The sequence below is a fragment of the Ruegeria sp. CH2 genome (assembly GCF_056537065.1).
Genome location: NZ_JBQFQV010000002.1, coordinates 311,944 through 325,345 on the forward strand (window position 1 = coordinate 311,944; position 13,402 = coordinate 325,345).

General features: G+C 56.4%; 12 protein-coding genes. 4 read left to right on the plus strand and 8 right to left on the minus strand.

The genetic code is table 11. The annotated features are described in order from the left end of the window. Positions 1–79: 79 nt before the first annotated feature. On the minus strand, positions 80–964 hold the full coding sequence (locus tag ACR0M9_RS06170) for a DMT family transporter (RefSeq protein ID WP_480773106.1): 885 nt from the start codon (positions 962–964) through the stop codon (positions 80–82). Positions 965–1,146: 182 nt separating this feature from the next. Between ACR0M9_RS06170 and ACR0M9_RS06175 the strand changes: the two genes are divergently transcribed. After that, positions 1,147–2,343 carry a BCCT family transporter gene (locus tag ACR0M9_RS06175; RefSeq protein ID WP_480773116.1) on the plus strand — a complete coding sequence of 399 codons (1,197 nt, stop codon included), beginning with the start codon at positions 1,147–1,149 and terminating at the stop codon, positions 2,341–2,343. A 98-nt stretch (positions 2,344–2,441) separates the two neighbouring features. On the opposite strand, the gene ACR0M9_RS06180 is transcribed toward ACR0M9_RS06175, so the two are convergent. From ACR0M9_RS06180 to ACR0M9_RS06200, 5 genes are all read right to left on the minus strand, one after another. Then, complete coding sequence (locus ACR0M9_RS06180; protein WP_480487088.1) at positions 2,442–2,915, minus strand: GNAT family N-acetyltransferase; 474 nt, start codon at positions 2,913–2,915, stop codon at positions 2,442–2,444. Positions 2,916–3,131: 216 nt separating this feature from the next. Continuing rightward, positions 3,132–3,419, minus strand: a complete 288-nt coding sequence (locus tag ACR0M9_RS06185) for an HU family DNA-binding protein (protein WP_117871130.1) — start codon at positions 3,417–3,419, stop codon at positions 3,132–3,134. A gap of 130 nt (positions 3,420–3,549) precedes the next feature. After that, positions 3,550–5,013, minus strand: a complete 1,464-nt coding sequence (locus ACR0M9_RS06190; RefSeq protein WP_480547262.1) for an AMP nucleosidase — start codon at positions 5,011–5,013, stop codon at positions 3,550–3,552. Next, positions 5,010–6,812: an adenine deaminase gene (gene ade / locus ACR0M9_RS06195; RefSeq protein WP_480773107.1), complete on the minus strand. Its 1,803-nt coding sequence runs from the start codon at positions 6,810–6,812 to the stop codon at positions 5,010–5,012. Before ade ends, ACR0M9_RS06190 begins: the two co-directional genes overlap by 4 nt. Positions 6,813–6,952: 140 nt before the next feature. Continuing rightward, positions 6,953–7,822, minus strand: coding sequence for a LysR family transcriptional regulator (locus tag ACR0M9_RS06200; RefSeq protein WP_480773108.1), 870 nt, complete (start codon positions 7,820–7,822; stop codon positions 6,953–6,955). 114 nt (positions 7,823–7,936) lie between these two features. Here ACR0M9_RS06200 and ACR0M9_RS06205 point away from each other — a divergent pair, with 114 nt between their 5' ends. Together ACR0M9_RS06205 and ACR0M9_RS06210 are read left to right on the plus strand one after the other, a co-directional pair. Beyond that, a complete protein-coding gene (locus tag ACR0M9_RS06205; RefSeq protein WP_480487096.1) occupies positions 7,937–8,692 on the plus strand; it encodes a class II aldolase and adducin N-terminal domain-containing protein in 756 nt (251 codons plus the stop codon). A gap of 21 nt (positions 8,693–8,713) precedes the next feature. Further along, the gene (locus ACR0M9_RS06210) at positions 8,714–9,703 is read left to right on the plus strand and encodes a sterol desaturase family protein (protein ID WP_480547266.1); all 990 of its coding nucleotides are present in this window, start codon (positions 8,714–8,716) and stop codon (positions 9,701–9,703) included. A 22-nt stretch (positions 9,704–9,725) separates the two neighbouring features. On the opposite strand, the gene ACR0M9_RS06215 is transcribed toward ACR0M9_RS06210, so the two are convergent. Further along, positions 9,726–10,358, minus strand: coding sequence for a class I SAM-dependent DNA methyltransferase (locus tag ACR0M9_RS06215; RefSeq protein ID WP_209598901.1), 633 nt, complete (start codon positions 10,356–10,358; stop codon positions 9,726–9,728). Positions 10,359–10,445: 87 nt separating this feature from the next. Between ACR0M9_RS06215 and ACR0M9_RS06220 the strand changes: the two genes are divergently transcribed. Next, the gene (locus ACR0M9_RS06220) at positions 10,446–11,291 is read left to right on the plus strand and encodes an SDR family oxidoreductase (protein ID WP_480623270.1); all 846 of its coding nucleotides are present in this window, start codon (positions 10,446–10,448) and stop codon (positions 11,289–11,291) included. A 5-nt stretch (positions 11,292–11,296) separates the two neighbouring features. On the opposite strand, the gene ACR0M9_RS06225 is transcribed toward ACR0M9_RS06220, so the two are convergent. Beyond that, positions 11,297–12,916 (minus strand): GMC family oxidoreductase, encoded by a 1,620-nt coding sequence (locus ACR0M9_RS06225; RefSeq protein WP_480773109.1) that lies wholly within the window; start codon positions 12,914–12,916, stop codon positions 11,297–11,299. Between the last annotated feature and the right edge of the window lie 486 nt (positions 12,917–13,402).

Genomic DNA, 13,402 nt, shown 5'->3' on the forward strand with positions numbered 1-13,402 from the left:
CGTACAGAAAGCAAAGCGATATTTCAAAGCGCTCTCACAGTCGTGCAGTCGGTCAGACGCAAACACGTAGGTCCTTGCGTTAGGCCGAAGTCGTTTTGCCGGCAGGTTGGCGTGACAGCTGAACAGCAAGAATACCCAATGTCGTGACTGTAACGCCAATTGCGTCCATCGCGCCCAGTTTTTCGCCCAACAATATGGCCGCAATCGTGACACCGAATACCGGATTCAAAAAGTGGAACGTGGCTGCGCGGATCGCGCCGATGCGATCCAGAAGAAGGAACCAGATCAGAGTGGCCAGCAGCCCTGGAAACAGGGTTGTGTAAGTGAACGCCAATGCCAATGGCAGCGTCGGGTGGATGTAGATGGCCTCAAAGATCGGAGCAGCCACGAACAACATGGCTGAACCTACAAGCATCTGTAGACCGACGACCATCATGAAATTACCGCCCGAAGTCGCACCGCGGACCGCGAGGGTGGCAAAGGTCAGCGCCAAAGCTCCGATGCCGCACAACGCGATGCCGAACATGTCGACACCAGAACTGATCCGGCTGCTCATGATCAGGGCGACGCCGGTGAATCCGGCAAACAATCCCAAAATCCCGAGAGGGCGCAGTTTCTCGCCAAAAATCAGCCACCCTGCCAGCGCCACCAACAAGGGCATTGTGGACGCGATAATCGCCGCAACCGAAGCCTCGACCGTTTGCATAGCGTAGAAATTCAGACCCAAATACAGGGCATTTTGGCAGATACCGAACAGAATTGTCGCCCGCCATTGGTTCCGGGTCAGGTGCCAGCTTTGCCCCATCGCCCGGGCAATCAGAACCCCCAGACCCCCTGAGATCAAAAACCGCAGAGCCAGCGAAAACAAGGGAGAGGCGTCTGCCACGATGATCCGCGCCGAGGTAAAGGCAGACGACCAGATCAGGGCAAAAGTAAGCCCCATGGCTATGGCGCGCAGATCCATGGAGACCCCCTGTCACTTTGCGCGGACTGTCCCCGATTTTCCGATGGGTCGCAAGCGCTGCGCGTCAAAATAGACACATCCGTGATGCAACGAAAGTCACAAGGATGTTTTTATTGATTGACTAAACAATTAAAGTTATCGGCTCCGGGATCTGACATATCAAGGGAGGGTTGTCGGTGCTTCTGGAGTACATTCTATCTTTTGGCGTTCTGCTGGCGTTGGGCCTGGTCGCGTTCTTCGTAGTGAAATGGTGGAACCTGCGCTGCGTTGGCGTTACACCTGTCCACCTTTTCACGTTCATCGCGATCCTGTTTACGTCCGGTCTGGATGTTGGCCTGATCATGTTCCCGCTGACAGAATTTGGTGGCTATGCCGAAGATCCGGCCTATGCCTTTGCCAATCCACTGGCGATCGAGTTCGGTTTCTGGGGGTTTCTGATCTGGGCGTTTTACTTCCTGACAGCCTTCTATTTCTGCGTGATCGAACCGCGCGTGAACTTCTTTGAGATCCCGCTGGTCAAGCTGATCAACAACGTGGTCATCATCGGTACCTGCGCCTTTACCGCCAGCCTGTTTCTGATCTACCTGCCTGGCTACCTGCCAGAGGTCGGAGATGGCGAATCTGTTGTTACCACCTTCTACGTCATCGTGTTTGTGGTCATTCTGGCGGCGGCGTACTCATCGACCGATCTGAAATATGTGCGCATCCTGTCGGTCGGTTCGACCTTCCTGTTCCTTGCGCTGATTCTGGGTATGTGGGCGGCCGCTGGCATGGGAATGACCGTGTTTATCGAAACCGGAAGTAACATTGGCGCCTATTTCACCAATGTGCACAAGTTTGTCCTGCCGCTGACCGATTATCATGCCTTCTACCTGTTCTGGTGGTTTGCGTGGTCAATCATGATTGGCCAGTTTACTTCGCGCTTTGTGGGCGGGTTAAAGACCTGGCAGCTGCTGGCGGCGTTGTTGATCTTCCCGTCCATCCCGCTGGGGATCTGGTTCACCGTTCTCTACTACTATCACCTGAACGGTATCAGCACCGCAGGCATCACCAATATCGCGATGGTAATCGTGGGTGTGACCTTTGTGATCAATTCGCTGGACTCGCTGATTAGGCTCTATACGGACAACCTGAACATGACCGCCGAGCGGTTTGGCAAGGCGACCTATGTCGCTGGCAACGTCGCGCTGCTGTTTGTCCTGACCCTGCTATTCCAGAGTCAGTGGTTGCAAATCCAGTGGATCGGAGCCGTCGTAGTCGCTCTCTACCTGGCTTGCGTGGTCTATATCCTGGTCACCAAGCGCAAAGAGGTGATGAGTATCGACGCCATGCCGGAAGATCGCGATCTGGACTTCCACAAGGTTGAGACGATTCACTGATTGCTTGAAGCTAGGGTACCAAAAGCGGGTCTCGACATCGGGGCCCGCAACTCTTTTTAGGGGCTGCCCGATCCGGCCCTCATTCCTTGCCGTACACTTCAGTTCGTGTCGAGACGATATTTGAGGAAACTGTGGCCAGCGTAGTCTACTTGCCCAACAAAATAAGCGCCGAGTTTGGTCATTGCGCGCAGTTTCGTGCGTGAAGGCGGCAGCAAGAATGTCACGAACGGAATACGATTGTCCTGCTTTGCGAATGCGATGGCCTGACGTGCTATCTTTGCACCCAGTCCAAATGCACCGGGCTTCAAGACCAACCCGAAATCCCACTCTTCACCTTCTTTTTGAAATCCGCCCCATCCCACATAATGTCCGCGGTGCAGAATTGCCCAATGACCTAGGCCGTCCCGCGCCCAACACGACTCTTTCGCGTGAATGAAACCGGCGACTGTTTCCTCGTCCCAATCCTGCGTCAGGAGAGGCATGTGTTCGGCAAGAATTGGATTTCTCATATGCGCCAGTATCTCAGGTGCTGAGACGAGGGGCAGTCGCGTGAAGGTTATATCCTGTTCCATGGAACTGGGATTTAGCGGGCCAAGCAGGAAATCAAAGGGTTGTCCGTAAAAAACGTGCCAAGGACAACCGGTGTTGGATTGTAGCCCATATTTACAGTCTGAATAAGAACTCTGATGCCTTAGGACACATTTGCGCAGGCTTTAAAATGTGAAGCTCAGGCACAAAAAAGGGGCCGCGTAACCGCCACCCCTTTACATGGTTCCAAGCGCTTGAGATCAGCCGTTCACGCTGTCTTTCAGTGCTTTCGCGATGGTCATTTTCACAACCTTGTCGGCTTCTTTGGTGAAGGTTTCACCGGTTGCCGGGTTGCGGACCTGACGCTCGGGGCGTTCGCGGCAGTAGATTTTGCCGACGCCAGGCAGGGTCACTGCACCACCTGCGGAAACTTCGCGTGTGATCAGGCCGGTGATGGCCTCAAGCGCAGAGTTCGCGGATTTCTTATCGGTTCCCATTTCCTCAGCGAGAGCAGCAACCAGCTGAGTCTTTGTCATAGGTTTTGCCATTTCTTGGTCTCCTTAACGTGCCCGATCTATAGGGCCTCACCGCGTAACTGTAACGGGATATTGTGGCCAAACACAACGAATAGTAGCGCAGAAATCCCTAAAAATATGGGGAAAACGTTGCTTTTTTGCGTCAGAGGAAGGCAGTTTCGTCGAAGGAACGCAATTTCCGGCTGTGCAGACGCTCCAACGGCATGCCGCGCAGGTGCTCCATAGCGCGTATCCCGATCATCAAATGACGCCCGACCTGAGTGGTATAAAAGGAAGACGCCATGCCCGGTAGTTTCAGTTCGCCGTGCAGGGGCTTGTCCGACACGCACAGCAAAGTGCCGTAAGGAACGCGAAAGCGATAGCCGTTCGCGGCGATTGTGGCGCTTTCCATATCCAACGCGATGGCCCGCGACTGGCTGAGGCGCTGAACCGGTCCGGATTGATCGCGCAGTTCCCAGTTGCGATTGTCGACCGATGCAACTGTTCCCGTCCGCATGATCCGCTTCAGTTCATACCCTTCCAGCTCTGTCACCTCGGCCACGGCGCGTTCCAGCGCGACCTGAACCTCGGCCAAGGGCGGGATGGGCACCCAGACCGGCAGGTCATCATCCAGAACCTTGTCATCCCGTAGATATGCATGGGCCAGAACGAAATCACCCAATGCCTGCGTGTTGCGCAACCCGGCGCAATGGCCAACCATCAGCCACGCGTGCGGGCGCAGAACCGCGATATGGTCGGTCGCTGTTTTCGCATTCGACGGGCCGACACCGATGTTCACCAAAGTAAGACCCGAACCATCTTCACGCTTCAGATGATAGGTTGGCATTTGCGGCAGTTTCAGCGGTTGCTCGATTTCTGCGTCCGGCTGCGTGATCTCGACATTCCCGGTCGAGATAAAACTGGTATACCCGCTGCTGGGATCAGCCAACTGTTCGCGGGCGTAGTTTTCGAATTCCGAAACATAGAACTGATAGTTCGTGAACAGAACGTGATTCTGAAAATGCCGGGCATCCGTCGCTGTGTAATGTGCCAGCCGCGCAAGTGAATAATCGACCCGCTGGGCAGTAAACAATGACAAAGGCCCGACGGCGTCTTCATTTTCATGGACACCGTTGACGATGTCGTCATTCGTGGTGGTCAGATCCGGCACGTCAAACACGTCACGCAGGGTGAAAGCAGCCGCACCCTGATGCGGCACAACCAGATCCGACGTATTTGCCACGGCAAAGTGCACCGGAATCGGTGTATCCGACGCTGCAATCGTCACCGGTTGGTCGTGATTCTTGATCAAAAGGGCAATCTGCTGGGTCAGGTAGGATCGGAACAAATCCGGGCGCGTCACGGTTGTAGCGTGAACGCCGGGCTCTGACACATGCCCAAAACTCAGGCGGCTGTCGACTTGTGCATAGGTCGAAGTCTTTATGCGAATCTCTGGGTAATAGGCTCTGTATCTGGCAGTTGGCGCACCATCTTGCAGTACCTTCGAGAAGCTGTCGCACAGAAATTCCGTTGCTTGAGTGTAAAGCTCCTCCAGTCGCGCAACTGCGGCTGCGGGATCGGTGAACTGTTCTGGCGAAAGGGCTTCAGGTGTCAGGAGTGTCGTCATGCCAAGGGTTCCAGAAGATCAATTTTTTCGAATGTGCGCACGTCAACCAGCCCGAGATCAGAGATCCTGAGTTCCGGTATGACGACCAACGCCAGTAGCGAATGTTGCATATACGCGTTGTTCAGATTGCAGCCACATTCCTGCATAGCCTGAACCATCCTGTCCGCCTTGGCCGCAACTTCAGCGGCCGGGCTGTCGGACATCAGACCGGCAATGGGAAGTTCGACCATCGCCAGTTCCTGGCCGTCCCTAAAGATCGTGATGCCGCCACCCACTTCGGCCAGTCGATTCGCGGCCAGCGCCATCTGTTCACGGTCGGTGCCGACGACGATCATGTGGTGACTGTCATGCGCCACGGTCGAGGCCATGGCCATTATTCCCTGATATCCAAACCCCGAGACAAAGGCGTTGGTGACGCCCCCTGTCGCCCGGTGTCGTTCGACCAGTGATATCTGGCATACGTCACCCTCACCTTCAACAAGCCCGCCGATTATCGGCAATTCGGCTTTCAGGGCTTTAGTGGGGGCCTGGTTTTCTACCACGCCAATGACGTTGGCCCTTACCTTGTTTGCACCCTTCGGCGCCGCGATCTCAAAATCGGACGCGGCCAGTTCCTGCTTCAGATGAACGGTGCGACGTGCCTTGTCGGGCCAGTTCAGGTGGGGGCAATCAACCTTGATCACCCCGTTTTCCGCAACAACCTGCCCGCGCGCTATGACCAGTTCGACCGGCAATTCGGTCAGGTCAGAGCTGAGGATGATGTCTGCCCGTCGTCCCGGCGTGACCGATCCGATCTCGCGTTCCAGACCGAAATGCGTGGCGGTGTTGATCGTCGCCATCTGCACGGCCACAAGCGGGTCACAGCCGCAGGCAATCGCGTGGCGCACGACGCGGTTCATATGCCCATCATTGACCAGCGTGGCAGAGTGGCAGTCATCCGTGCACAGGATGAAATTGCGCGCATCCAGACCTTTTTCGGTGACCGCGGTAATCTGGCTTTCAATGTCATACCAGGCCGAACCCAACCGCATCATCGACCGCATTCCCTGACGGACCCGTGCGATGGCATCCGCTTCGCAGGTGCCTTCGTGGTCATCGGCAGGTCCACCAGCCACATAAGCCGCGAAATCAGGCCCTAAATCAGGGGATGCGTAATGTCCGCCGACGACCTTGCCTGCCCGCTGCGTGGCCGCAATCTCGGCCAGCATTTTGGGATCTCCGTGAATCACGCCGGGGAAGTTCATCATTTCCCCCAAGCCGATGATCCCGGGCCAATTCATCGCCTCGGCCACGTCTTCGGGGGTGATTTCATAGCCTGTCGTCTCTAACCCCGGTGCAGAGGGCGCGCAGGACGGCATCTGAGTGAAGATGTTGACCGGCTGCATCATTGCTTCGTCATGCATCATGCGCACACCGTCCAGCCCCAACACATTGGCGATCTCGTGCGGGTCGGTGAACATACTGGTTGTGCCATGGGGGATAACTGCGCGGGCAAACTCGGCAGGGGTCAGCATCCCCGATTCGATGTGCATATGCGCGTCGCATAAGCCGGGCAGGATAAAGCGGCCTTGCGCGTCGATAACCTGTGTCTCTGGTCCGGTACAATGCGAGGCGTCGGGACCGACAAATGCAATACGGCCTGCAGCGATTGCAACTGAATGGTTCGGCAGCAGTTCGCGGCTGTGCACATTTACCCAAGTCCCACCCTTTATTACCATATCTGCTGCCTCACGTCCGGCAGCAACTGCGATCAATCGGGGGGCGACATCGGGCCAAGTTGGGAAGGGTGTGTTTTCCATGGCTCAACTTTCACGAATGCGCGCGTGGGCGCAACCCCGGTTCTTTACTACTGCCGACGGATCACAATTCTGCAAATCTGCCCGACTCAGTCATCGAAAGCTGACATAGGTGCCGACAGCGCGCAGGAACCCGTCCGGGTTTACGTTTCGGACCCGAATTCTCGTCGTATCCAGTTCGCAAAGGTAACCGCTCCGGGCGTGTCCTCGGCCTGAGGGGAGAGCAGCAGATAATACGCCTCGGGCATCGGGGCGCGATGCTCAAATGGTGCGACTAGTCGTCCCTGATCGATCAAATGACCTGCGATGGTGTCATGGGCCAGGCACAGGCCACCTCTGGCCATCGCAGCTGACAAACAAACCAGATAGGTTGTCGCGTAGGTAATAGGCGGATTCTGCCAATTCAGAGCCTGATCTTCAGCCCACGTCGCCCAGTTGGTCAACAGGTTGGAACAGTCGAACAGAGGTTTTTCCTGAAGGTCTTGCAGGCACACCTGATATCCCGGCGCGCAGACGGGATAGTAATATTCAGAGCGCAGCACCTCTGTCCGGGTTGTATCTGAGGGTCGAAGGGAAAACCGGATCTCGACTGCTGCGCCTTCAGCCATCTCGCGCGGTTCCCACAACTCGGTGAAGATGTTCAGCTGAACATCCGGGTGTTCAGCCTGAAATAATGGCAGACGCGGGGCCAGCCAGTTCACGGCGAAACTGATGTTGCACTGCACCTGGACCGCATTCTGTTGCGCGCCAGTTACCGCCTGAGTGCCCCGTATCAGTGTCCGAAACGCCTCGCGCACCACCGGCAAATAGGTGATTCCGGCCTCTGTCAGCTCAAGCGCCTTCGGGCGTCGCAGGAACAGTGGCTGACCCAGATGGCCTTCCAGCGATTTGATCTGCTGACTGACCGCACTTTGCGTCATGTTCAGATCCCGCGCCGCACCGGTGAATGACAGATGGCGGGCTGCGGCTTCGAATGTGCGCAGCCAGCCAAGCGGGGGAAGCCTGTTTTGCATCGACATAACTCCGGCATAAGTTTAGCTAATGGAATAGTTGCGTTTTTTTCGTTGGTCAAATTGCCGGACCAAATGCAGGCTTTGGTCATTCGCAGATACCAAAGGACGCGTCACATGAGTCTCACCAACCTTCGTCCCAACATCGATCATTGGTCAGAACGTGTGGACATGGCCGCAACCTTTCGCTGGACGGCCCGGCTGAACATGCACGAAGCCGTTGCCAACCACTTCAGTCTTGCTGTGAACGCAGACGGGACGCAGTTCCTGATGAACCCCAATCAGGCGCATTTCTCGCGTATTCGCGCGTCTGATCTGTTGCTGTTGAACGCCAACGATCCGGATGTGATGTCCCAGCCCGGCGCACCTGATCCCACGGCCTGGGGCCTGCACGGCTCGATCCATCGCCACTGCCCGCACGCGCGTTGCGTCATGCATGTGCATTCGATTTTCGCAACTGTTCTGGCGTCACTGGCCGACAGTACACTTCCGCCAATCGACCAGAACACCGCGACCTTCTACAACCGCTACGTTGTTGACGAAGAATTTGGCGGATTGGCTTTTGAAAGCGAAGGCGAGCGGTGCGCCGGGATGTTGGCTGATCCGAAGAAGAAAGTCATGATCATGGGCAACCACGGGGTTCTGATCACTGGCAGCGACCCTGCAGATACCTTTAACAGGCTCTATTATTTCGAGCGCGCTGCCGAAACTTACATCCGGGCGCTGCAAACAGGCCTGCCCCTGCGGGTGCTGTCGGATGAAATTGCCGAGAAAACAGCACAGGAACTGGACGACTACCCCGGTCAAGCCGAAGCGCATCTGCGAGAGATCAAAGCAATACTCGATGCAGAAGGCTCGGATTACGCAACCTGAATGCAAGACAGAGTGACCGACATGCGAGATTCCACGCAGGACCCCGAAGCTGCCCGCTGGCATTACCACCCCGACGGGCCAGTGGGTCTCAACCCGCTGTTCAGTTGGCCACCACGTCCGGCGGCCGTGCTGAAATGGTACAGCGGAGCGTGGTTGCAAATCACCGCCCTGACCCTGTGCATGACCTTGGCCGTCATCGCCTATGCGTTCTTTTTCCCTGCGTTAGAGACGATGAAAAGCTTTGCGCCCGGATGGATGTTTCGGATCTGGTTGCTGAACATGGTGCCGCAAACTCTGGTAGCAGGAAGCCTGCACTGGTGGCTGTACATGCGCAAAGGGCAGGGGATGTACAAAAAGTTTGATCGCAGGGACCTGACACGGGACAACGGAACATTCACATTCCGCAATCAGGTTTGGGATAACATCTGGTGGACGCTGGGCAGCGCCATGACGGTGGCGACCATTTACCAGTGGGTCATCTTCTGGGCGATGGCAAATGGCTGGGTTCCGACGATTACCTGGGCCAGCTCGCCGGTGTGGTTCGTGGTTTGGATGTTGTTTATTCCCATGTGGTCCGGTCTGCATTTTTACTGGGTGCACCGGCTGGAACATCATCCCAGGCTTTATAAACATGTGCACGCGGTCCATCACCGTAATGTCAATACCGGGCCATGGTCAGGGATTTCGAATCACTGGTATGAAAACATGCTGTATTTCACGACGTATTTCATCCACCTGATCGTGCCTTCCCATCCGCTGCATGTGTTGTTTCACAGCTCGTTCCAGCAGGTCAGCCCGATACTGTCCCATTCTGGGTTCGAGAAGCTAAAGGCCGGTGAGACCGAAGCCGCGCGGGCGGGCGACTTTTTTCACCAGCTCCACCACAGGTATTTCGAGTGCAACTACGGCACATCCGAAATTCCGTTCGACAAGTGGTTTGGCACCTATCACGATGGCTCAGCCGAGGCGACGACACGCACGAGGGCCTACAAAAAGCAGATGTATACCTGACGCGGCTGGTTCTGTCCGGGGACTAAACCCGTTCGAACAATGCAATGAAGGCCGTGTCATCCTTATTGGGTCCTGCAGCAAGATCGCCATAGATGCGAACCTCGGGCAGGGTCAGGTTGCGGATCTGGTCCTGTTCCAGTTCGTGCAGCTTACCCTTGAAGCCCATCTTTTCGAAATGGCGGGCGTTTATTGACAGGGCGAACGTAGCGCCTGACCGTGCAACTCGAAGCAGCGCAGGCAACACTTCGGGACCCAGATGACCGTGTGTGAACGTGCCAGATGACACGATGCCGGAATAGCTGTCTGGCGGAACCGGGATGCCATGGGTCAGGTCAGCCTCGATCGCGTCCCGGTAGATGTCCTTGCGCATAGCCTGTTCCAGCATCTCCGAACTGATATCCGTGGCATCAATCGGCCCAACACCAAGCCCAGACAACACCGCGCCACACAGGCCCGTTCCCGCACCGACATCCAGAACCGGCCCCTGACCGCCCGCGCCCACAAACGCCCGCGCGGTATGGATATGAAGCTGATAATCCTCACGCGCGGCAAAGCTGTCGTCATAGTCCCCGGCCCATTCCGCATAAAGGCGTTTGTTTTCGTCCGGAGAGCTCAGCGCGTAGGCAGAATGCAGGTCTGGTTTCTTTTTGCTCATATCCACAGAAAGGCGCATCAGAAGATTCGATTCAAGTGCGTCCATGCGGCGCTTGCATCCCGATGCGCTGAAGCCCATCAACGGTGCATGACCAAGACACTCTTCTCATTTGGCCACGGCTATTCTGCGCAGGCCCTTTCCCGAATTCTTGCCCCGAAAGGCTGGCAGATTTTTGGCACCACACGAGATGGCGAAGGCACAGATGCGATACGTGCCTCTGGCGCGGACCCGCTGATCTGGCCCGGTGAGGTTCCAAATCTGGATCGGGTGACGCATTTGCTGATCTCAACGGCACCGGGCGAGGCGGGCGATCCGGTACTGGCGGCGCTGGGCGACGAGATCCGAAAACGGGCAAGTCAGTTCACTTGGGTGGGTTATTTATCGACAACAGCTGTTTATGGCGATCACCAGGGCGGCTGGGTTGACGAAGACACCCCGCCAACACCGACCGCCAAGCGTGGAAAGTGGCGCATGCTGGCTGAAGAGCAATGGGCGGCTGTGCCGGGCCTGCCTGTTCACATCTTCCGTCTGGCAGGGATATACGGCCCAGGTCGTGGGCCGTTCTCTAAGCTCACACGCGGTGGGCTGCGGCGCATCATCAAGCCGGGGCAAGTGTTTTCGCGTATCCACGTGGATGACATTGCGCAGGTTCTGCAAGCTTCGATGACAAGGCCGAATCCGGGCAGTGTTTACAATGTCTGCGACGATGAGCCTGTCCCGCCACAAGATGTCATCGGGTATGCCGCCGAGTTGCAGGGGCTTCCTCTGCCCCCGGCGGTTTCATTTGACGAGGCCGATCTGACACCGATGGCGCGCAGTTTTTATAACGAGAACAAACGCGTCCGAAACGACCGGATCAAGGATGAGTTGGGTGTCGAATTGATCTACCCGAACTACCGGGTGGGGTTGGAGGCGCTGATGAAGGACCGGTAGGTTCTTTACTGCGCGGCTGCCTTAATCATGTCCGAGGCTTTTTCCGCGATCATTATTGTTGGCGCGTTTGTGTTTCCCGACACCAGTGTTGGCATCACCGACGCATCAACTACACGCAGCCCCTCAATCCCGCGCACCCGAAGTTCGGGATCCACAACCGCCAGATCGTCGGTACCCATCTTGCAGGTGCCGACCGGGTGATAGATCGTATCGGCGCGGGCGCGGATATGCCCTTCCCAATCGGCGTCGGATTTGGCCGTATCGGTTCCGAACATCTCTTTGTGCCGATATTTGGCCAAAGCTGGCGCTTGCAGGATGTCTCGCGTCATTCGCGCGCCTTTGATCATGGTGTCCAGATCGCGTGCATCTGCAAGAAATCCCGGGTCGATGACAGGCATTGCCATTGGGTCGGCGCTGCTCAGGCCAACGGTTCCCCGGCTTTCCGGGCGAAGCTTGCAGATATGACAGCTGTACCCGTAACCGTAATGCAGTTTGCGGGCGTGATCATCGACCATTGCGATGGTGAAATGCAGCTGGATATCCGGGCGCTCCAGCTCGGGTGAGGTTTTCAGAAACGCCGCCCCTTCGGCAAACGGTGTGGCCGCCATCGACACACCGGTCTTGCGCCACTGATGGATGTGCTTCAGCAGTCGCATTGCCGCTGTTGCGCCGATCCCAAAGTTGTTCGTGTCTTTGGTCCGGTAGGTCAGCGTAAAGTCGAGGTGGTCCTGCAGGTTCCGCCCTACACCCGGTAGTTCGTTGAGAACAGCGATCCCGTGCGGTTCAAGATCAGCGCTTGCTCCAATCCCAGAGATTTGCAGCAGCTGCGGTGTTTTTAATGCTCCCGCGCACAGCAGAACTTCGCGAGTGGCGGTAACGGTGGAGTCTGCCTCTTTGCCTTTGACCCTGAAAACAACGCCAGTTGCGCGCTTACCCTGAAAGACCAGCCCTTTCGCGTGGGCATGTGTAATGATCGTCAGGTTCGGACGGTTGGCAATCGGGAACAGGTAACCCGCAGCCGCCGAGCACCGCTCTCCGTTCTTTGTCGGGTCATGAAACTGCGTTACCTGATACAGCCCGACACCTTCGTTATCGCCTCGGTTGAAATCTTCAGTATGACGGTGTTGGAGTTGCCGCGCGGCTTCAATGAACGCGCGGGTGATCGGGCGAGGTTCCTTTTGCTGTGACACCTGTAACGGGCCCTTGTCACCATGCCAGCTGTCTGCGCCAAGCTCATTGTTCTCGGACCGTTTGAAATACGGCAATACGCTGTCCCAATCCCAACCGTCGCAGCCCTGATCGGCCCACCCATCGTAATCCTGCCGCTGACCCCGGACATAAAGCATCGCGTTGATCGCGCTCGAACCACCCAGTGCTTTGCCGCGGGGTTGATACCCCCGGCGTCCGTTCAGCCCGCGTTGCGGTATGGTTTCAAAAGCCCAGTTGTTGATTTTGGGTCGTCCCGGAAGGGCTGCCACGACAGCTGCCGGCACCCTGACAGTCAGGCCGTTTCCGTTCCCACCTGCTTCGAGCAGGCAAACGCGTGAAGCCGGGTTCTCGGTGAGGCGGTTTGCAAGAACGGATCCTGCCGAACCGCCGCCCACGATGATATAGTCGAACTCCATGCTGGCTTCCCTACTATCAGAACCATTATTGTGCCGGTCCGCTGTTCGCCATCCGAGCCAGGCTCACCTGAGACTGCGTCAATTGAGTAAAAAAACAATTGTGACCTGAAGTCAGTTTCCAAGTGTTCTTCGACATTCAGCGAAACGGTACGCCCGCGTCGATCGAGTGACTCAAGACGGATATCGATGTCGTCGTTTGCTGACGGGGTCGACGATTCCAGCCAAAGTGCAGATTTCACCCTCTTCTTCTGATGAGCCTGCACCTGAAATGGCCGATGGGAATCACGAAATATCTGTTTAAACTATTGATTTACTACATTTAAATGAGAGAATAGTGAGAAATGTGAAGTTTTTTCAAAATGGGGGTTGCAGGTCGGAAGCCTAATCCGTAAATACCCCTTCACCGGCGCAACTGAGGTTGGCCTGACGGACTGGAAAGACGGTTGAGACGCGCCGGAGAGACGGTGGGCATCTGAGGTTGAGGTT

Excerpts from the sequence above, each read along its gene's own strand:
- ade (WP_480773107.1), bottom strand. The coding sequence starts at position 6,812 with ATGGAAAACACACCCTTCCCAACTTGGCCCGATGTCGCCCCCCGATTG.
- ACR0M9_RS06190 (WP_480547262.1), bottom strand. The coding sequence starts at position 5,013 with ATGACGACACTCCTGACACCTGAAGCCCTTTCGCCAGAACAGTTCACC.
- ACR0M9_RS06205 (WP_480487096.1), top strand. The coding sequence starts at position 7,937 with ATGAGTCTCACCAACCTTCGTCCCAACATCGATCATTGGTCAGAACGT.
- ACR0M9_RS06215 (WP_209598901.1), bottom strand. The coding sequence starts at position 10,358 with ATGAGCAAAAAGAAACCAGACCTGCATTCTGCCTACGCGCTGAGCTCT.
- ACR0M9_RS06210 (WP_480547266.1), top strand. The coding sequence starts at position 8,714 with ATGCGAGATTCCACGCAGGACCCCGAAGCTGCCCGCTGGCATTACCAC.
- ACR0M9_RS06170 (WP_480773106.1), bottom strand. The coding sequence starts at position 964 with ATGGATCTGCGCGCCATAGCCATGGGGCTTACTTTTGCCCTGATCTGG.
- ACR0M9_RS06225 (WP_480773109.1), bottom strand. The coding sequence starts at position 12,916 with ATGGAGTTCGACTATATCATCGTGGGCGGCGGTTCGGCAGGATCCGTT.
- ACR0M9_RS06185 (WP_117871130.1), bottom strand. The coding sequence starts at position 3,419 with ATGGCAAAACCTATGACAAAGACTCAGCTGGTTGCTGCTCTCGCTGAG.
- ACR0M9_RS06200 (WP_480773108.1), bottom strand. The coding sequence starts at position 7,822 with ATGCAAAACAGGCTTCCCCCGCTTGGCTGGCTGCGCACATTCGAAGCC.
- ACR0M9_RS06180 (WP_480487088.1), bottom strand. The coding sequence starts at position 2,915 with ATGGAACAGGATATAACCTTCACGCGACTGCCCCTCGTCTCAGCACCT.
- ACR0M9_RS06220 (WP_480623270.1), top strand. The coding sequence starts at position 10,446 with ATGACCAAGACACTCTTCTCATTTGGCCACGGCTATTCTGCGCAGGCC.